We start from the raw sequence: 16,717 nt of genomic DNA on the forward strand, positions 1-16,717 counted from the left end.
GGGTCCCGCCTCTTACAGCGCGTCTCGGGGGGGGGGTACCTGGCGCACTTTGCTCTGGGGCCTGGACCTGGAAGCAGGGGACCCCCCCCGCGGGGGGCCCGGACGGCCCGCCCCCCCCGCTCGGCGTGCGGCGGAACGAGCGACTTACCCGCTGGTAAGGGGCAGATCGGTAACGATCGGCTCCCGCGGGTTGCCGGGGAACCCCTGGTTCCTAGTCTTCGGGCATGCCCCTCTTCAGCAGTCGCACCAGCAGACGTCCCCGTATCGCTCCGGCCCTCGACGACGCCGAACTGATCCGCGTACTGGGCCGCTTGAGCAAGCGGAGCGGGAGCGGCCGGGCCCAGGACGTGGCGCTCGTCTCCTCGCTGCTGGAGGAGACCGGGGACGACTGGGACCGCCGCGCCCACCGGGTGTCCGTACTGGCCGGGGCGACGGTGGACACGGGGGTGGCGGCGGCCTGGACGGCCCGGGAACCGGACCACGCCGACGCCCTGGTGTTCCACGCGTGGACCTGCCTGGCGCGCGGCCTGCGGGACGGACGTCTCGAGGACGCCGGGCAGGTGGTCTCCCACTGCCGCCGTGCCGCCGAGCTGAGACCGCAGGACCCGCTGCCGTGGGTGGCCCTGCTCGGCGTGGCTCGGATCGAGCGGTACGCGCAGAGCGAGGTCAACGCCGTCTGGCGGGAGGCCACCGGACGCGACCGCTGGCACCGCGAGGCGTATCTGCAGATGCTCGCCTACCTGTCGCCGGAGGAAGGCGGCTCGAGCGCGGCCGTCCTCGACTTCGTCGACGTGGTGCGCGCCCGCATCCCGGCCAACGCGCCGTGCGCCGCCGTCGAGCTGACGGCCGCCGTCCGGCAGTACCAGGGGCTGGTGGCGCAGGGCGGGGTCCGCGCCATGACGGCCGGTCAGCTGTGGGAGGGCGGCCAGGTCGCGGCCGCGCTGGAGCAGGCCGCCGCGCTGTGGGCGAAGCCGGGCTTCTTCCAGCACGCGGCGGCGGCGGCCGATCTGAACGTGCTGGCGTACGCGCTGTGCGCGGCCGGGCGCGCCGCCGACGCGCACCCCGTGTTCCAGGCGCTGCAGGGGATGGTCACGCCCTGGCCGTGGAACGCCGACGGACCCGCCCTCCAGCGGTTCGAGCAGCACCTGGCCAAGGCGGAACGGGGACGGCAGGGCGGCGTCGGCGGAACGTGACGTCCACCGGGCGCCGCCGCCCGTCGGTTCCGTGCCGGGGCGGTGTCAGTTCCGCGCCAGGACGGTGGCGAGGGCCTCCCGCAGCGCCGCCACCGGGTCCGGCGCGGCGCCTTCGGAGCGCCAGGCGACGAATCCGTCGGGGCGGACCAGCACCGCGCCGTCCGCGGTGACCCCGTGCGCCCGGGCCCAGTCCGCGCCGTCCTCGGGGGTCAGCTCCGCGCCGGGGCCGTCGCCGATCCGGTACGCGTCCAGCGGCACGGACAGGTCGCTCGCGGCCTTCGCCGCCGCGCCGTGCCAGTCGCAGACGCCGTCCGCGGAACTCAGCAGCACGCACGACCGCTCGTACAGGTCGAGCGTGGAGATCCGGGTGCCGGCGCGGTCCAGCCACAGGTGCGGGGCGCGGCTGCCGGGCTCGCCGGTCAGCACCACCCCTTCGGGGATGACCGGGGCCGCCGGGTCGGTGCCCAGGACCGCGCCGCGCGGATAGCGGTAGCAGAGCGCCACGTTGAGGATGCCGCCCGGCTTCATGCCGGGACCACCGGGACCACCGGGACCGCCGGCGCCGGGGGCGGGGGCCCCGAGGGGGGGAGCGCCGGGGGCGGGCGTGTACCCGGGGTGGCTGTGCTCGCTCGAACGGGAGGAGGCGCGGGCGCTGGTCGCCTCCGCGACGGGCCGGCGCTCGGCGTCGTAGGAGTCCAGCAGTCCGGGGGCGGCCCAGCCGCCGAGCACGGCGGCCAGCTTCCAGGCGAGGTTGTGGGCGTCCTGGATGCCGGTGTTGGAGCCGAACGCCCCGGTGGGCGACATCTCGTGGGCCGAGTCGCCGGCCAGGAACACCCGGCCGTCGGCGTACCGTTCGGCGACCCGCTCGGCGGCGTGCCAGGCGGCCCGGCCGGTGATCTCCACGTCGAGGTCCGGCACGCCGACGGCCTTGCGGATGTGGGCGACGCACCGCTCGTCGGTGAACTCCTCCAGGGTCTCGCCGTGCTCGGGGTGCCAGGGCGCGTGGAACACCCAGTGCTCCCGGTTGTCGACCGGCAGCAGGGCTCCGTCGGCCTCCGGGTCGGTCAGGTAGCAGACGATGAACCGCCGGTCCCCGACGACGTCGGCGAGGCGGCGGGAGGTGAACGTGAGGCTCACGTTGTGGAACAGGTCGCCCGGGCCGTTCTGCCCGATGCCCAGTGACTGGCGGACGGGGCTGCGCGGACCGTCGGCGGCGACGAGGTAGTCCGCCCGGATCGTGGTGTGCTCGCCGCTCTCCCGGTTCTTGACCCGTGCCGTCACGCCCTCGGCGTCCTGGTCGAAGGACATCATCTCCGTGCTGAAGCGCAGGTCCCCGCCGAGCTCGCGGGCTCCTTCGAGGAGCACCGGTTCCAGGTCGTTCTGACTGCACAGGCACCACCCGCTGGGGCTGAAGCGGGCGATCCCGCCGCCGGGGTCGATCTGCTGGAGCAGCCACTCGCCCTCGTCGTCCACCAGGTTCGAGGTCTGCAGGATGCCGTGGTTGTCCGCCAGGACCGACGCGGCCCGGCCGATGCGCCGCTCGAGCCCGGCCGTCCGGAACAGTTCCATGGTGCGCACGTTGTTGCCCCGCCCGCGCGGATGGATCGACGTGCCCGCGTGGCGCTCGACGAGCGTGTGCGGTACGCCCAGACGCCCCAGGAACACGGACATGGACAGGCCCACCAGGGAGCCGCCGACGACGAGGACCGGCGTGCGGTGCTCCGCCTGGCCGGCCGTATCCGATCGATTCATTGAAACGCCTCCAGCGTCACCCTCGACGGTTGGGAAAGGGACGCACCTGTCCTTCCCGGCGCGGGCCGGTCCGCGTCGGGGCGGCACCCGTATGGCACGCGGTTCACCCACCTGCCCCGCGTCGCTCGCGCACCCCGGGGAAGCGCGTCAACGATCTATGCATGGCGACCCCGGCCCCTCGGACACGGCGGTCGTTCCTGACCTTCCGAAGAAGAGGAGAGGTACGCCGGATGACCATGTCGGCACGCGTATCCCAGTCGGCGTTCGACGGCTCGAGGCTGCGGGTGATCCTGATGCTCGACCTGTACGAGGGGGCCCAGGAGAGGTTCCTCGACGCGTACGAGCACATGCGCACCAAGGTCGCTTCCGTCCCCGGGCACATCAGCGACCAGCTGTGCCAGTCGATCGAGAACCCCTCGCAGTGGCTGATCACCAGCGAGTGGGAGAGCGCTCTGCCGTTCCTCGCGTGGGTGAACAGCGAGGAGCACATCCAGATCGTCCGGCCGATGCACAGCTGCGTCCGGGAGACCCGGTCGATGCGCTACAGCGTCCTGCGCGAGACCCACCCCGAGCAGCCGATCACCGCCGAGGCCGCGCGGGCGGGCCTCCAGAAGGCGGCCCGCGTGGGCGCCGGCCTGACCCGCCACGCCCTCACCTTCACCGTCAAGCCGGGCTCCGAGTCCAAGGTCGTGGACATCCTGGCCAACTACGACACGCCCGAGACGCGGATCGACGGCATCACGCGGCTGCACCGCACCTCGGTGTTCCTGCACGGCAACCGCGTCGTGCGGTCCGTGGAGGTGGAGGGGGACCTCCTGTCCACCCTGTGCCACGTGGCCAAGCAGCCCGAGGTCCAGGCGGTGGAGGACGCCATCACCCCCCATCTGGAGCAGGACCGGGACCTTTCCGCCCCCGACTCCGCCCGGCTGTTCTTCACCCGGGCCGCGCTCCCGGCCATGCACCACGTGGTGGCCGGCCGCCCGGAACCCGCCGGTCTGCGGCGGCACATGATGTACTACCCGGCCGTGGCGGGCCGCGGCACGGAGCTGGCCCGGTTCCTCTCCCACCAGGACGAGGCCGCGGCCGAGGACCCGGACGGCCTGGTGTACGCGAGCACCGTCTTCCAGCGCGACGACGTCGTGGTCCGCCAGATCGACGCCACCGGTGACCTCGACCTCGATCCCGCCGCCGCCCTCGGCGTCAAGGGCACGGGGAAGGCGGCCGAACTGGAGCGCCTCCTGGACCGCGCCGCGATCGGCGTCGAGGGCTCCCTGGACTCGGAGCGCAACCTGCACCGGCTCCTGGCCCACGCCGACATGATGCCCGTCACCGACCGCAGCTCGGCGAATTCCTGACGGCCGACCGCGGTGACGGCCGGCCGCCGCGGCCCGGACGTCACCGCTCCCACTCGGAGGTATCAACCATGTCCAAGCAGCACCCACGCATCGTGGACCTGAGCGAGACGGAACCCAACCGGAGGCGCGGGGGTGATCTCAGGACCCTGCTCACGCCGGCGACCGTGGGATCCACCAGCGGTTTCATGGGACTGGCCATCATCCGGCCCGGCGAACGCATCGGCGAGCACTACCACCCGTACTCCGAGGAGTTCGTGTACGTCGTCAGCGGCGCGCTCGAGGTGGACCTGGACGGCGAGCCGTTCCCGCTCCGGGCCGACCAGGGGCTGATGATCCCGATCGACATGCGGCACCGCTTCCGCAACGTCGGCGACCAGGAGGCCCGCATGGTCTTCCACCTGGGTCCGCTCGCCCCGCACCCGAGCCTCGGCCACGTCGACACCGAGGAGACCGAGGGCGCGGCGGCGGGGCCGCAGCTGACGGTCGGCGGACCGGAGCAGGGCCGTCCGGCCGAGACCAGCGGAGCCGTGAAATGATCCGGCGCATAGCCGTCACCGGTGTAGGGGTGGTCGCTCCCGGCGGCGTCGGGGCTCCGGCGTTCTGGGACCTTCTCGCCTCCGGTCGCACCGCGACCCGGGGCATCACCCTGTTCGATCCGGCGGGCCTGCGCTCGCGCATCGCCGCCGAGTGCGACTTCGACCCGTACGAGCACGGCCTCGACGCGGACCTGTGCCAGCACGCCGACCGGTACATCCAGTTCGCGGTCGTCGCCGCCGGCGAGGCCGTCCGGGACTCCGGGCTCGACACCGCGGCCCTGGACCCCTGGCGCACGGCGGTCAGCCTGGGCAGCGCGGTCGGCGGCACCACCCGTCTGGAACACGACTACGTGCTGGTCAGCGAGCGCGGCCGACGCTGGGACGTGGACCACCGGGCGGCCGAGCCGGAGCTGCACCAGGCGTTCCAGCCGAGCACGCTCGCCTCGGTCGTGGCCGAGCGGTTCGGCGCCCGGGGCCCGGTGCAGACGGTCTCCACCGGCTGCACCTCCGGGCTGGACGCGGTCGGCTACGCCTTCCACACCATCGCCGAGGGCCGGGCCGACGTCTGCATCGCGGGGGCGTCGGACTCGCCGATCTCACCGATCACGATGGCGTGCTTCGACGCCATCAAGGCGACCTCGCCCAACAACGACGATCCCGAGCACGCCTCCCGGCCGTTCGACGCCCGTCGTGACGGCTTCGTGATGGGCGAGGGCGCGGCGGTGCTGGTCCTGGAGGAGTACGAGCACGCCCGGGCGCGCGGCGCGGAGATCTACTGCGAGATCGGCGGCTACGCCACCTACGGAAACGCCTACCACATGACCGGTCTGACCAGTGAGGGGCTGGAGATGGCCCGGGCGATCGACACCACGCTCGACCAGGCCCGGATCGATCCCACGCAGATCGACTACGTCAACGCGCACGGCTCCGGCACCCGGCAGAACGACCGGCACGAGACGGCCGCGGTGAAGCGGTCCCTGGGCGCGCACGCCTACCGGACGCCCATGAGCTCCATCAAGTCGATGGTGGGGCACTCGCTGGGCGCGATCGGCGCCATCGAGGTGGTGGCCTGCGTCCTCGCCATGAAGCACCAGGTCGTGCCGCCGACGGCGAACTACGAGACCCCCGACCCCGAGTGCGACCTGGACTACGTGCCGCGCACCGCCCGCTCGCGGAAGCTGAGCAACGTGCTCTCCGTGGGCAGCGGTTTCGGCGGTTTCCAGTCCGCGGTGCTGCTGACCGGGCCGGGCGGGAGGAACCGATGAGCACTGAACGCACCCGGCCCGCCCGGCGCGTGGCCGTCACCGGCATAGGGGTGGTCGCGCCCAACGGGCAGCGGACGGACGCCTACTGGAAAGCCGTCAGCGAGGGCGTCCCCGTACTGGACCGGATCACCCGCGAGGGCTGCGACCACCTGCCGCTGCGCGTGGCGGGCGAGGTGCGGGCCTTCGACGCGACGGCCCTCATCGAGGACCGGTTCCTGGTCCAGACCGACCGGTTCAGCCACTTCGCGATGGCCGCGGCCGCCCTCGCCCTCGACGACGCGGGTCTCGGCGGCGGGGATCCCGCGGAGCCGTTCTCCGTCGGCGTGGTGACCGCCGCCGGATCGGGCGGCGGCGAGTTCGGCCAGCGCGAGCTGCAGAAGCTGTGGGGACAGGGCTCGAAGTTCGTCGGCCCGTACCAGTCCATCGCATGGTTCTACGCGGCGAGCACCGGCCAGATCTCCATCCGCGGCGGCTTCAAGGGGCCGTGCGGGGTGGTGGCGAGCGACGAGGCCGGCGGTCTCGACGCCCTCGCGCACGCGGCCCGCGCGGTGCAGCGCGGCACCGGCACGATGCTCGTGGGCGCCGCGGAGGCGCCCCTCGCCCCCTACTCGATGGTGTGCCAGCTCGGTTACCGCGAGCTCAGCACCGTCGACGACCCCGAACGCGCCTACCGCCCGTTCACCGAGGACGCCTGCGGCTTCGTCCCCGCCGAGGGCGGCGCCCTGCTCGTCGTCGAGGACGAGGACCGGGCGCGGGAGCGCGGAGCGACCGTCCGGGCCACCGTGGACGGTCATGCCTCCACCTTCACCGGGGCCTCCCGCTGGGAGGAGTCGCGGGAGGGGCTCGCCCGCGCGATCCGCGGCGCCCTCGACGAGGCGGGCTGCGCCCCGGAGGAGGTCGACGTCGTGTTCGCCGACGCCCTGGGCGTCCCGGAGGCGGACCGCGCCGAGGCGCTGGCGATCGCCGACGCCCTGGGCGCGCACGGCACCCGCGTGCCGGTCACCGCGCCCAAGACGGGCATCGGACGCGCCCACTGCGCGGCGCCCGTGCTGGACACGGTGGCCGCGGTGCTCGCCATGGAGCACGGCCGGGTGCCGCCCACGCCCAACGTGTCCGACATCTGTCACGACCTCGACCTGGTGAGGTCGCGCGCTCGCCCCGCCGAGCTGCGCACGGCCCTCGTCCTGAGCAGGGGACTGATGGGGTCCAACGCGGCGCTGGTCGTGCGCCGCGCCGGCGAATCCGCCCGGTAGGACCGGGCGGGAAGGAGCAGACACACCCATGATCACTTCTGAGATGACCTTCGACGAGCTGGCCGCCCTGATGAAGAAGGCGGCCGGCATCACCGTCGACCCCCAGGAACTCAGGCAGGCCGCGGAGTCCCCGTTCGACTCCTTCGGCCTCGACTCGCTCGGCCTGCTCGGCATCGTCGGCGAGCTGGAGAACCGGTACGGCCGGTCGCTCCCCCCCGACTCGGAGCGCTGCAGGACGCCCCGGGAGTTCCTGGACCTCGTCAACAGCACCCTCACGGCTGGAGCCTGAAAGTGGCCGGACACACCGAGAACAGCATCACCATCGACGCTCCCTTCGACCTCGTCTGGGAGATGACCAACGACCTGGAGAACTGGCCGAACCTGTTCAGCGAGTACGCCTCGGTCGAGGTGCTCTCCCGCGAGGGCGCCACGACGACGTTCCGGCTGACGATGCACCCGGACGAGAACGGCAAGGTGTGGAGCTGGGTGTCGGAGCGCACCCCGGACCGCGAGCAGCGGACCGTCCGTGCCCGTCGCGTCGAGACCGGGCCCTTCGCCCACATGAACATCCTGTGGGAGTACGAGGAGGTGCCGGGCGGCGTCCGGATGCGCTGGGTCCAGGACTTCGCGATGAAGCCCGACGCCCCGGTCGACGACGCGTGGATGACGGACAACATCAACCGCAACTCCCGCACGCAGATGGCCCTCATCCGGGACCGGATCGAGCAGGCCGCCGGCGAGCGCGAGAACGCGTCCGTGGCGTCCTCCCGCTGAGCACCCGACCAGGCCCGACCGGGCCCGACCAGGAAGGACACCACCCCCGATGCACCACGCCCTCATCGTCGCCCGGATGAAGCCGGGTTCGGCGCCGCAGATCGCCGACGTGTTCGCCGCCTCCGACCGGGGCGAACTCCCCCACCTGGTGGGCGTCAGCCGCCGCAGCCTCTTCCAGTTCGGTGACGACGTGTACCTGCACCTCATCGAGTCCGAGCAGGACCCGGCGCCCGCCATCGCGAAGGTGGCCTCGCACCCCGAGTTCCGCAGTGTCAGCCGGCAGCTGGAGGCGTACGTCAGCGCGTACGACCCGGCCACGTGGCGCGGTCCGCAGGACGCCATGGCGCGGTGTTTCTACCGCTGGGAGCGGGACGCCGGCGCCTGACCGGGTGCCCGGTGGACAACCGGAGGCCGCCGGTCCCGCGTCGGTCGCGGAGCCGGCGGCCTCGGGGTCGCCACGGGTGCGGGTCAGCCGGGGACGGTGCACTCGAAGGCGTGGAGGTAGGCGTTCACCGGCCGGATGCCGTCGATGTCCAGTCCCGCGTCGGTCAGGCGGTCCGTCATGCTCTGCCGGGTGTGCTTGGCGCCGCCGACGTTGAGGAGCAGCAGCAGGTCCATGGCGGTGGTGAACCGCATCGACGGGGTGTCGTCCACCAGGTTCTCGATGACGACGACCCGGGCCCCGGGCCCCGCCGCCCGGCGGACGTTCGCCAGCGCCCTGCGGGTGCTGTCGTCGTCCCACTCCAGGACGTTCTTGATGAGGTACACGTCCGCCCGGACGGGGACGTCCTCGCGGCAGTCCCCGGGCAGGAGCTCGGCGCGGCCGGCGAGCGCGCCGCCCTCGCACAGCCGCGGATCGGCGTTCTCGATGACGCCCGGCAGGTCGAGCAGGGTGCCGTGGAGGCGCGGGTGCTTCTCCAGGAGGCCGGCCAGGACGTGCCCCTGACCGCCCCCGATGTCCACCACCGAGGAGGCGTCGCCGAGGTCGAGCAGCCGGGCGACGTCGCGCGCGGACTGCCTGCTGGACGTCGTCATGGCCCGGTTGAACACGTGCGCGGACGCGGGGGCCGCCTCGTTGAGGTACGTGAAGAACTCCCGGTCGTACACGTCCTCGAAGACGTTCCGGCCCGAGCGCACGGCCTCGTCGAGCAGCGGCCAGACGTTCCAGGTCCACGGCTCGGTGCACCACAGGGCGATGTAGCGCAGGCTGTGCGGATCGTCCTCGCGCAGCAGCCGTGACATCCCGGTGTGCCCGAACGTGCCGTCGGGGTTCTCGGTGAAGACGCCCTGGCAGGTCAGCGCGCGCAGCAGCCGCCGCAGGGTGTGCGGCTCGGCCTTCACCTCCCTCGCCAGGTCGTCCGCGGTCATGGGGGTGTCGTCCAGCGCGTCCGCCACTCCCAGGCGGGCGGCCGCGCGCACGGCGGCGGCACACGCCGCCCCGAACACGAGTTCCCGCAGCCGCATGGACGGCGGGGGAGCCGGATCAACGGTCGTCATCCGTTGCCTCGTTTCTGTTGTCGTGCTGTCTGTGGGTGGGGGTGGGTGGGCCGTCAGCACATTCCGGCGGGCTCGGAGAGCGTGCAGGTGTTGCGGCTGAACGTGTTGTTCCCGGCGGTGTCCCGGTGGGCCAGGTCGGCCGGGCTGTTGCCGGTCACCAGGTTGTCGCGGATCCGGTTGTGCTCGTTGGGGGAGCCGACGAGGCTCTTGAAGAGCACGATGCCGCCGGAGAGCGGGGAGGTGCCGCGGTTGTCCTCGACCCGGTTCCCCGCCACCAGCGTCTTCTCGGCGCCGGTGAGGACGATGCCCGAGCCCTGGAGGAAGGGCAGCCGCGCCGCCGCGGGGCAGTGCCGGTTGTTGGCATGGACGTGATTCCGCGTCACGCTCAGCTGCCCGGCGCGCGGTTCGGACTCGTCGCCGACCACGAAGACGGCGGCGCAGTTGCCCGTGGCCTCGTTGCGGTCGACGGTCAGGTTCCGCAGTCGCCGCACGGTGACGCCGATCCGGTTGCCGGTCAGCCTGTTGTGCCGGATCACCGTCCTCCCGGCGTCCCGGGCGCCTTCCTCGGTGTCGGTGGTGTTGGCCACGAACAGTCCGGCGTCGCCGTTCCCCTCGAGGACGTTGTGGGTGAGCACGCTGCGCACGGAGCGCTCCTCGGCGATGCCCCACCGGCCGTTCCGCTCGGCGGTCACCTGTCGGACCGTCAGGCCGTCGGTCCCGGTGGCCCACAGCCCGTTCTCCTCGAAGCCCCGCAGCGTCAACGAGCGTACGGTGACGCGCTCGACGGGCTTCTCGTCGGTGCCGGTCACGCAGATGCCGTGCCCCGCCGCGGCGCAGGCGTTCCCGCCGGGGTCCGTGCCGGGCACCAGGACGGTGGAGCGGGCGCCGTGGCCGCGCAGGGTCAGGTCCGGCACGGTGATGTCGACGCTCTCCCGGTAGGTGCCGGGCGAGAGGAGGACGGTGTCCCCCGGTTCCGCCGCGTCCACGGCCTTCTGGATCGACTCCCCGGGCCGCACCCGGTGCACGGTCGGAGCGTCGGCCGGCGGGGCGGCCCCCAGCCCCGCGGCCACGACGGCGGCGGCGCAGGCGAGAGGGGCGATGTGTCGTCTGGTCATATGCCGAAGCTATGAGCGGGGGTTCCGCCCCGCCACCGGTGATCACCCGAGCGGGCAGAAGTCCGTCCCGGGGGCGGCGGCCGCCGGGCCCGCCGCGGCGCCGGGCGGTGCGGACACGGCGCGGAAAAGCCGGTGCGGCCGAGACGGCCGGGACCTGACGCCCCGTCGGCGCCGCCGAGCGCGCCCGCAGGCGCCCGTTCGCGGCGGAGGACCGCGGCCGCGGCGCTCGGACGACCCTCCTGCGCGCCGCCGCGACCGCTCCGGGGGACCGGCCTCCACCGCGAGCGCCGCGTCCCCGGCCGGGAAGGGCCGCCCCGTGGGAATCCCCGCCCCGCCGGGGCGCCGCCCGCCGGCTGGGCGCGTCCCGGGGCGGACGGGAGCGGGCCGTGCCCCGGGCGAAGGGGCCGGCCCGGCGCGCTCGCGTGCCGGGCCCGTGTGTCCCCGTGGGGTCAGCGGTTCATGGCCGCCCAGAACTCCTCGAAGGACATCCGGCCGTCGCCGTCGGTGTCGAGCGAGTCGATCAGCTCCCGGGCCTGTGACTCCGTCAGGTGGGAGCCCTCCAGCTCCGCCACGACCTTCCGGTACTCGTCCGCGGTGACCAGGCCGTCCCCGTTCACGTCGTAGCGCTCGAAGACCTTCCGCGCCGCCGTCTCCACGATGTCCGCCATGTGCTCCGTCCTTCTGCCTTCCGTGATCTTCGCTGACGCGCCCACACTATCCGTCCGCCCCGGAGCGGCACGGGCGCTGCCCCGGTCGCCGCGGCCGGCCCGCAGGCGCCCGCCGGGGGCGCCGGAGGAGCGGCCGGCCACCGCGCCCCGACGCCCCGGGCGGCCCGCCGTCCGCACGGGCCCCGGCGCCGCCCGGGTGGCCCACGGACCGCTCCCCGGACCCCGGTGCGGGTGCGGGGGCCTTCCCCGGCGTACGGTCGGTGGCAGGGCCCGGAGCCGGACCGTCCCGGACGGGGCGGCGGCCCCGCCCCGCCGTGCCGTCCGCACCGAGGAGGAGCGTTGCGCCCCGACACCCCGCCGCCGGCCGGAGCCGGAGCCGATACGGAGACCGACGCCGCCTTCTGGCGGGAGCGCCGGGTGTGCTTCCTCGCCACCCGGCGCCCGGAGGACGGCACCGTGCACCTCGTGCCCGTCGGGGTCACCTACGACCCCGAGACCCGCATCGCCCGCGTCATCAGCGACGCCGGGAGCAAGAAGGTCCGCAACGTGCGGGCCGCCCCGGGGGCCGCGGTCGCCGTCAGCCAGGTCGACGGCCGGCGCTGGTGCACCCTGGAGGGCCCCGCCGTCGTCCGGGACGACGCCGCGTCCGTGGCCGAGGCCGAGCGCCGCTACGCCGAGCGCTACCGGCAGCCGCGCGTCAACCCGGACCGGGTGGTCATCGAGATCACCGTCATCCGCGCCCTGGGCACCGCGAGGCCGCCCGGCTGGTGACGCCGCGGCGCGGCAGCGGCCGGGCGGCGGCGCGCCGGACGCCGGACGGGGCCGCCCACCGTGCGGTGGGCGGCCCCGTCCGGCCGCGGGTGTCCGGCGGTGTGCCGGTGTCCGGCTCAGCCGAACGGCGCCGCCGGGTCCTTGCCCGCCGGTGCCGGACCGTGCCCGGGCACCGGCTCCGACGCGGTGTCCGGGGCGCCGGCCTCCTCGGCGAGGCGCTCCATGCCGCTGGTGGTCTTCAGCGGCTTCTCCTTCAGGAACACGACGGCGACCAGCGCGAGCAGCGCGAACGGCGTGGCGATGAGGAACAGGTCGGCCGTGGCGACGCCGTAGGCGTGCTCCACGACGGCCCGCATCGGGGCGGGCAGCGTGGACATGTCCGGAACGCTGCTCCCGCCCGAGCCCTCACCGGCCGGCACGGTGATGCCCGCCTCCCGGAAGCCCTCGGTCGTCTCGCTGGCGACCCGGTTGGCGAGGATCGCGCCGAGGACGCTGGTGCCGATGGTGCCGCCCATGCTGCGGAAGAAGGACAGCACGGAGGTCGCGGCGCCCAGTTCGGCGGCGGGCACGTCGTTCTGGGCGGCGAGCACCAGGTTCTGCATCAGCATGCCGACGCCGACGCCGAGCACCGCCATGTAGAGGCTGAGGAGGCCGAAGTGGGTCTCGACCCCGATCGTGGAGAGCAGCCCGAGACCGACGGACATGATGACCGCGCCCGCCACCAGGTACCGCTTCCACTTGCCGGTCCGGCTGATCACCTGTCCGGCGATGGTCGACGACACCAGCAGACCCATGATCATGGGCAGGCTCATCAGGCCGGCGACGGTCGGCGTCTTGCCCAGGGAGATCTGGAAGTACTGCGAGAGGAAGACGGTCCCGCCGAACATGGCGACACCGACCAGGAGGCTGGCGACGGTGGTCAGCGTCACCGTGCGGTTGCGGAAGATGCCGAGCGGGATGACCGGCTCGGGGGTGCGGGCCTCCACGAGGACCGCGGCGAGCAGCACCACCGTGCCACCGCCCGCGAGGGCGGCGGTCTGCCAGGACAGCCAGTCGAACTCGTTGCCGGCCAGCGAGACCCAGATGAGCAGTGCGCAGACACCGGCGACGATCAGGAAGGCGCCGAGCCAGTCGATCCGCACCTCGCGCCGCACGGTGGCCAGCCGCAGCGTGCGCTGCAGCAGCACGATGGCGAGCAGGGCGAACGGCACGCCGATGAAGAAGCACCAGCGCCAGCCCAGCCAGGAGGTGTCGACCAGCACACCGCCGATCAGCGGTCCGGCCACGGTGCCCACGGCGAAGACGGCACCGAAGATGCCGGCGTACTTGCCGAGCTGACGGGGCGGGATGATGGCGGCCATCACGACCTGTGCGAGGGCGGTCAGGCCGCCCGCGCCGATGCCCTGCACGACCCGGCTGAAGATCAGCAGGCCGATGCCCTCGGAGAAGCCCGCCAGCAGCGAGCCGACCACGAACATGCCCAGCGAGAGCTGGAGCAGCAGTTTCTTGTTGAACAGGTCGGACAGCTTCCCCCACAGGGGCACCGTCGCGGTCATGGCCAGCAGTTCGGAGGTGACGACCCAGGTGTAGGAGGACTGGCTGGCGCCCAGGTCGGCGATGATCGTGGGCAGCGCGTTGGACACGACGGTGCCGGCCAGGATCGCGACGAACATGCCGGCCATCAGGCCGGACATGGCCTGGAGTATCTGCCGGTGGGTCATGGAGGTGGGAGGCGCGTCGTCGGGCGCCTGGGCTGGGGTCACGGGATCTCTTTCGGTGAGGGTCGGACGGTCCGCACGGGCCGGGCGGCGGCGCGGGGCGGCGCGCTCGTGGGCACGGACGGACGGCTGGGGTGGTGGCCGCGGCCGGAGACCGGGGGCCGGTGCGGGCGACTCAGGCGGGAGGAGCCGGAAGGCCGGCGGCGAGGAGGGCGAACACCTCCCGGAAGACCTCGGGGAAGGCCGCTTCCTCCTGCCGGGCGGACCAGTGCTCCAGGCTGATCCGCACCGCGGTGCCCGCCACCGCGGCCAGCAGCCGCGGGTACAGGTCGAGCGCCCTGCGCCGTTCCTCGTCGGACCCGGCCACGGGGGCGGGTGCGGACGCCGGCCGGCCGCCGGAGCGGATGCGCGCGGCGATGACCTCGGCCAGTTCGGTCTCGTCCGCCAGGTGCGCGCCGAGGCTGCGCACCAGCAGGTGCGGCGAGGCGTGCAGCACCCGGGCGTGCAGCCGCCACAGCTCGTGCCGCTGCTCCGCCTCGGCGAGTTCCGCCGTCATGGCTTCGCGCAGGGCCTCCAGGGGGGAGAGCGAGGCCGGCGCGTCGAGCACCGCCCGCCGCATCCGCGCGCCCGTGTCCGCGTCGATCACCACGAAGGCGTCGTCGCGCGTGTCGAAGTAGTTGAAGAAGGTCCGCACGGACACCCCGGCCGCCGCGCTGATCGCCTCGACGGTGACCTTCTCCGCACCGTGCTCGGCGGCCAGCCGCACCGCGGCCTCGGCGAGCGCGGCACGCGTCGCCCGCTTCTTCCGCTCCCGCAGGCCGCCTCCCGCGGCTCTCTTCTCCGACACGACGTGCATGGTATGCAAAGATGCACGTCGTGCAAAATTAATAACGGGCCCGCCCGGGACGCGGAGGGCGGCCGCGGCGTCACACGTCCTGGATCCGCCGGAAGGGACGGTCCGCCTCCAGGGCGAACGCCACCTCCAGGAGCGTCCGTTCGGCTCCGGGGCGGCCGGAGAACATCACGCCGACGGGCGTCCCGTCCTCGGTGGCGCTCGCGGCGGGCACCGAGACCGACGGTGTGCCGACGACGTTGTCGAGCGGGGTGAACGCGACGTAGGCGAGGATCCGCTCGATCAGCACCGGATAGGGAACGGCCGGGCCGAGGTGGCCGATCGGCGGTGCGGTGTGGGCGAGCACGGGGGAGAGGACGAGGTCGAGTCCGCGGAACGCCGCCGCGTACGCCTCCCTCGCGCGCCTCAGTCTCCGCAGCACGCCCGGGGTGCGCCGCCAGTTCCTCAGGTAGTCCTCGCGCAGTCCCCGGCTGAGGCCGTCCATGCGGCGCCGGTCGAAGTCCGCGCCGAGGGTCCGGCCCGTGACGCCGAGGAGGAACGACAGCATCCCCCAGTAGGTGAGGAAGTCCTCGGTGAAGCGGGGGTCGAGGACCGGCTCCACCGGCTCCACGGCGTGGCCGAGCCGTTCGAGCGTCGCCGCCGTCTCCGTGACGGCCGCCCGGGTCGCGGGGTCGGAGCGGACGCCGTTCGGGGAGTCCAGCAGGAACCCGATGCGCAGACGCCGCCGCGAGGGGCCCTCGACCAGGCCCAGGGGCGGCAGCCCCGGGTTGCGCCAGTACTTCTCGGCGGCCGCGAGGAAGGCGGCGGTGTCCCGTACGGAACGGCTCACGATGCCGTCGCAGACGATGTCGAGGGGCAGCCTGCGGCTCTGGGCGTTCGGCAGGACCCGGCCGCGGGTCGGCTTGAGGCCGACGAGCCCGCAGCAGGCCGCGGGGATCCGGATCGATCCGCCGCCGTCGTTGGCGTGCGCGATCGGCACCGCCCCGGCGGCCACGAGCGCCGCGCTGCCGCCCGACGAACCGCCCGCCGAGCGGCCCGTGTGCCACGGGTTGCGGACGGGCTCGGCGCCCTCGTACTCCGTGGTCGGGCTGAACCCGAACTCGGGCAGCCGGGTCTTGCCCAGCACCGTGACGCCGCTGCTCAGGAACTGCCGGACGAACGGCGCGTGCCGCCGCGCGGCCCTCGGGGTGAAGGCCGTGCTGCCGTGGCCGGTGGGCAGCCCCAGGTAGTCGGTGTTGTCCTTGACGAAGGTCGGCACCCCGGCGAAGGGGCCGTCCGCCCCCGCGGCGTGCGCCGGGGTCTCGACGTGCGTCTGGACCGCGTGGAGCCGCGCCTCGACCGCCCGCACCCGCTCGGCCGCGGCCCGGGCGGCCTCGGCGGCGCCGACCTCCCCCCGCCGGATCGCCTCGGCGAGACCGACGGCGTCGTGCTCGCCGAGGGCGTCGTCCCGGAAGGCGTGCACCGTGGTCCGTTCCTCGAAAGTCGTCACCGCTCCCCCAGCCCCGGCCGTGTGCGTGGTCGTCCGCCATCATTCCTTACCGGCAGGTAACAGGCGAGGGGTCACCGGCCCCCCGCCGAAGCCGGCGGGGCGTCGCGGACGGACGGGGACCGGGGTGATGGACGGCGCGCTTCAGGGGACCCGGAACCGAGAGCCCGAGGAGGAACCACCATGAACGGTCCCCGCGAGAACGAACCGTCCCACCCGCTGGAACAGGTCACCGGCGAGAAGGACGTCCACCCCGAGGAAGAGGAGGAACGGCAGTCCCGGCCACCGTCCGGCAGCCCCGGCGCGCAGGACGACACCGCCGCCCCGGGCGGGGAGGACGCGTCCGCCGGGCAGGAGTGACCGCCGGCCGTCCCGGTCGCGGGGGGGGGGGGGGGGGGGGGGGGGGGGGGGGGGGGGGGGGGGGGGGGGGGGGGGGGGGGGGGGGGGGGGGGGAGGGGGGGGGTGGTGGGGTTTCGGGGGT

The 16,717-nt window shown here is 73.9% G+C and carries 17 protein-coding genes; 10 read left to right on the plus strand and 7 right to left on the minus strand.

Translation table 11 applies throughout. The annotated features are described in order from the left end of the window. Nucleotides 1-224 precede the first annotated feature (224 nt). Entirely contained in the window at nucleotides 225-1,193 is a 969-nt protein-coding gene (locus tag ACZ56B_RS24495) for a hypothetical protein (RefSeq protein WP_468794555.1), read from the plus strand. A 45-nt stretch (nucleotides 1,194-1,238) separates the two neighbouring features. Here the strand turns inward: ACZ56B_RS24495 and ACZ56B_RS24500 are convergent, their stop codons facing one another. Beyond that, nucleotides 1,239-2,945, minus strand: a complete 1,707-nt coding sequence (locus tag ACZ56B_RS24500) for an FAD-dependent oxidoreductase (protein ID WP_468794558.1) — start codon at nucleotides 2,943-2,945, stop codon at nucleotides 1,239-1,241. Between the two features lie 230 nt (nucleotides 2,946-3,175). Here ACZ56B_RS24500 and ACZ56B_RS24505 point away from each other — a divergent pair, with 230 nt between their 5' ends. The 7 genes from ACZ56B_RS24505 (at nucleotide 3,176) to ACZ56B_RS24535 (ending at nucleotide 8,513) form a co-directional block, all read left to right on the plus strand. Next, complete coding sequence (locus tag ACZ56B_RS24505) at nucleotides 3,176-4,300, plus strand: SchA/CurD-like domain-containing protein (protein WP_468794561.1); 1,125 nt, start codon at nucleotides 3,176-3,178, stop codon at nucleotides 4,298-4,300. A 68-nt stretch (nucleotides 4,301-4,368) separates the two neighbouring features. Then, nucleotides 4,369-4,836: a cupin domain-containing protein gene (locus tag ACZ56B_RS24510; protein ID WP_468794564.1), complete on the plus strand. Its 468-nt coding sequence runs from the start codon at nucleotides 4,369-4,371 to the stop codon at nucleotides 4,834-4,836. After that, nucleotides 4,833-6,101, plus strand: coding sequence for a beta-ketoacyl-[acyl-carrier-protein] synthase family protein (locus tag ACZ56B_RS24515; protein WP_468794567.1), 1,269 nt, complete (start codon nucleotides 4,833-4,835; stop codon nucleotides 6,099-6,101). The genes ACZ56B_RS24510 and ACZ56B_RS24515 overlap by 4 nt, the downstream gene beginning before the upstream one ends. Beyond that, nucleotides 6,098-7,354, plus strand: a complete 1,257-nt coding sequence (locus ACZ56B_RS24520) for a ketosynthase chain-length factor (protein WP_468794569.1) — start codon at nucleotides 6,098-6,100, stop codon at nucleotides 7,352-7,354. The genes ACZ56B_RS24515 and ACZ56B_RS24520 overlap by 4 nt, the downstream gene beginning before the upstream one ends. 28 nt (nucleotides 7,355-7,382) lie before the next feature. Further along, the gene (locus ACZ56B_RS24525) at nucleotides 7,383-7,643 is read left to right on the plus strand and encodes an acyl carrier protein (RefSeq protein WP_468794572.1); all 261 of its coding nucleotides are present in this window, start codon (nucleotides 7,383-7,385) and stop codon (nucleotides 7,641-7,643) included. 2 nt (nucleotides 7,644-7,645) lie between these two features. Continuing rightward, complete coding sequence (locus tag ACZ56B_RS24530; protein ID WP_468794575.1) at nucleotides 7,646-8,128, plus strand: SRPBCC family protein; 483 nt, start codon at nucleotides 7,646-7,648, stop codon at nucleotides 8,126-8,128. Between the two features lie 49 nt (nucleotides 8,129-8,177). Beyond that, nucleotides 8,178-8,513 carry a TcmI family type II polyketide cyclase gene (locus tag ACZ56B_RS24535; protein WP_468794578.1) on the plus strand — a complete coding sequence of 112 codons (336 nt, stop codon included), beginning with the start codon at nucleotides 8,178-8,180 and terminating at the stop codon, nucleotides 8,511-8,513. An 83-nt stretch (nucleotides 8,514-8,596) separates the two neighbouring features. Here the strand turns inward: ACZ56B_RS24535 and ACZ56B_RS24540 are convergent, their stop codons facing one another. The 3 genes from ACZ56B_RS24540 to ACZ56B_RS24550 form a co-directional block, all read right to left on the minus strand. Next, the gene (locus ACZ56B_RS24540; RefSeq protein WP_468794581.1) at nucleotides 8,597-9,625 is read right to left on the minus strand and encodes a methyltransferase; all 1,029 of its coding nucleotides are present in this window, start codon (nucleotides 9,623-9,625) and stop codon (nucleotides 8,597-8,599) included. Between the two features lie 53 nt (nucleotides 9,626-9,678). After that, entirely contained in the window at nucleotides 9,679-10,740 is a 1,062-nt protein-coding gene (locus ACZ56B_RS24545) for a right-handed parallel beta-helix repeat-containing protein (RefSeq protein ID WP_468794584.1), read from the minus strand. Nucleotides 10,741-11,189: 449 nt separating this feature from the next. Next, a complete protein-coding gene (locus ACZ56B_RS24550; RefSeq protein ID WP_468794587.1) occupies nucleotides 11,190-11,408 on the minus strand; it encodes an EF-hand domain-containing protein in 219 nt (72 codons plus the stop codon). Nucleotides 11,409-11,747: 339 nt separating this feature from the next. Between ACZ56B_RS24550 and ACZ56B_RS24555 the strand changes: the two genes are divergently transcribed. Beyond that, nucleotides 11,748-12,179 (plus strand): pyridoxamine 5'-phosphate oxidase family protein, encoded by a 432-nt coding sequence (locus ACZ56B_RS24555; RefSeq protein WP_468794590.1) that lies wholly within the window; start codon nucleotides 11,748-11,750, stop codon nucleotides 12,177-12,179. Nucleotides 12,180-12,295: 116 nt separating this feature from the next. Here the strand turns inward: ACZ56B_RS24555 and ACZ56B_RS24560 are convergent, their stop codons facing one another. The 3 genes from ACZ56B_RS24560 to ACZ56B_RS24570 all read right to left on the minus strand — a co-directional run bounded on the left by ACZ56B_RS24560 (nucleotide 12,296) and on the right by ACZ56B_RS24570 (nucleotide 16,239). After that, nucleotides 12,296-13,900 carry an MDR family MFS transporter gene (locus ACZ56B_RS24560; RefSeq protein WP_468794634.1) on the minus strand — a complete coding sequence of 535 codons (1,605 nt, stop codon included), beginning with the start codon at nucleotides 13,898-13,900 and terminating at the stop codon, nucleotides 12,296-12,298. 172 nt (nucleotides 13,901-14,072) lie between these two features. Continuing rightward, nucleotides 14,073-14,753, minus strand: a complete 681-nt coding sequence (locus tag ACZ56B_RS24565) for a TetR/AcrR family transcriptional regulator (protein WP_468794593.1) — start codon at nucleotides 14,751-14,753, stop codon at nucleotides 14,073-14,075. A 70-nt stretch (nucleotides 14,754-14,823) separates the two neighbouring features. Next, nucleotides 14,824-16,239 (minus strand): amidase, encoded by a 1,416-nt coding sequence (locus ACZ56B_RS24570; protein ID WP_468794596.1) that lies wholly within the window; start codon nucleotides 16,237-16,239, stop codon nucleotides 14,824-14,826. 180 nt (nucleotides 16,240-16,419) lie between these two features. Here ACZ56B_RS24570 and ACZ56B_RS24575 point away from each other — a divergent pair, with 180 nt between their 5' ends. Continuing rightward, nucleotides 16,420-16,596, plus strand: coding sequence for a hypothetical protein (locus ACZ56B_RS24575; RefSeq protein WP_468794599.1), 177 nt, complete (start codon nucleotides 16,420-16,422; stop codon nucleotides 16,594-16,596). Nucleotides 16,597-16,717 lie beyond the last annotated feature (121 nt).

It is taken from the genome of Streptomyces sp. NPDC034670 (assembly GCF_055574875.1).

What these genes read in the sequence shown, in the direction of transcription:
- ACZ56B_RS24495 (WP_468794555.1), top strand. Translation starts at nt 225, where the DNA reads ATGCCCCTCTTCAGCAGTCGCACCAGCAGACGTCCCCGTATCGCTCCG.
- ACZ56B_RS24500 (WP_468794558.1), bottom strand. Translation starts at nt 2,945, where the DNA reads ATGAATCGATCGGATACGGCCGGCCAGGCGGAGCACCGCACGCCGGTC.
- ACZ56B_RS24505 (WP_468794561.1), top strand. Translation starts at nt 3,176, where the DNA reads ATGACCATGTCGGCACGCGTATCCCAGTCGGCGTTCGACGGCTCGAGG.
- ACZ56B_RS24510 (WP_468794564.1), top strand. Translation starts at nt 4,369, where the DNA reads ATGTCCAAGCAGCACCCACGCATCGTGGACCTGAGCGAGACGGAACCC.
- ACZ56B_RS24515 (WP_468794567.1), top strand. Translation starts at nt 4,833, where the DNA reads ATGATCCGGCGCATAGCCGTCACCGGTGTAGGGGTGGTCGCTCCCGGC.
- ACZ56B_RS24520 (WP_468794569.1), top strand. Translation starts at nt 6,098, where the DNA reads ATGAGCACTGAACGCACCCGGCCCGCCCGGCGCGTGGCCGTCACCGGC.
- ACZ56B_RS24525 (WP_468794572.1), top strand. Translation starts at nt 7,383, where the DNA reads ATGATCACTTCTGAGATGACCTTCGACGAGCTGGCCGCCCTGATGAAG.
- ACZ56B_RS24535 (WP_468794578.1), top strand. Translation starts at nt 8,178, where the DNA reads ATGCACCACGCCCTCATCGTCGCCCGGATGAAGCCGGGTTCGGCGCCG.
- ACZ56B_RS24540 (WP_468794581.1), bottom strand. Translation starts at nt 9,625, where the DNA reads ATGACGACCGTTGATCCGGCTCCCCCGCCGTCCATGCGGCTGCGGGAA.
- ACZ56B_RS24545 (WP_468794584.1), bottom strand. Translation starts at nt 10,740, where the DNA reads ATGACCAGACGACACATCGCCCCTCTCGCCTGCGCCGCCGCCGTCGTG.
- ACZ56B_RS24550 (WP_468794587.1), bottom strand. Translation starts at nt 11,408, where the DNA reads ATGGCGGACATCGTGGAGACGGCGGCGCGGAAGGTCTTCGAGCGCTAC.
- ACZ56B_RS24560 (WP_468794634.1), bottom strand. Translation starts at nt 13,900, where the DNA reads ATGACCCACCGGCAGATACTCCAGGCCATGTCCGGCCTGATGGCCGGC.
- ACZ56B_RS24565 (WP_468794593.1), bottom strand. Translation starts at nt 14,753, where the DNA reads ATGCACGTCGTGTCGGAGAAGAGAGCCGCGGGAGGCGGCCTGCGGGAG.
- ACZ56B_RS24575 (WP_468794599.1), top strand. Translation starts at nt 16,420, where the DNA reads ATGAACGGTCCCCGCGAGAACGAACCGTCCCACCCGCTGGAACAGGTC.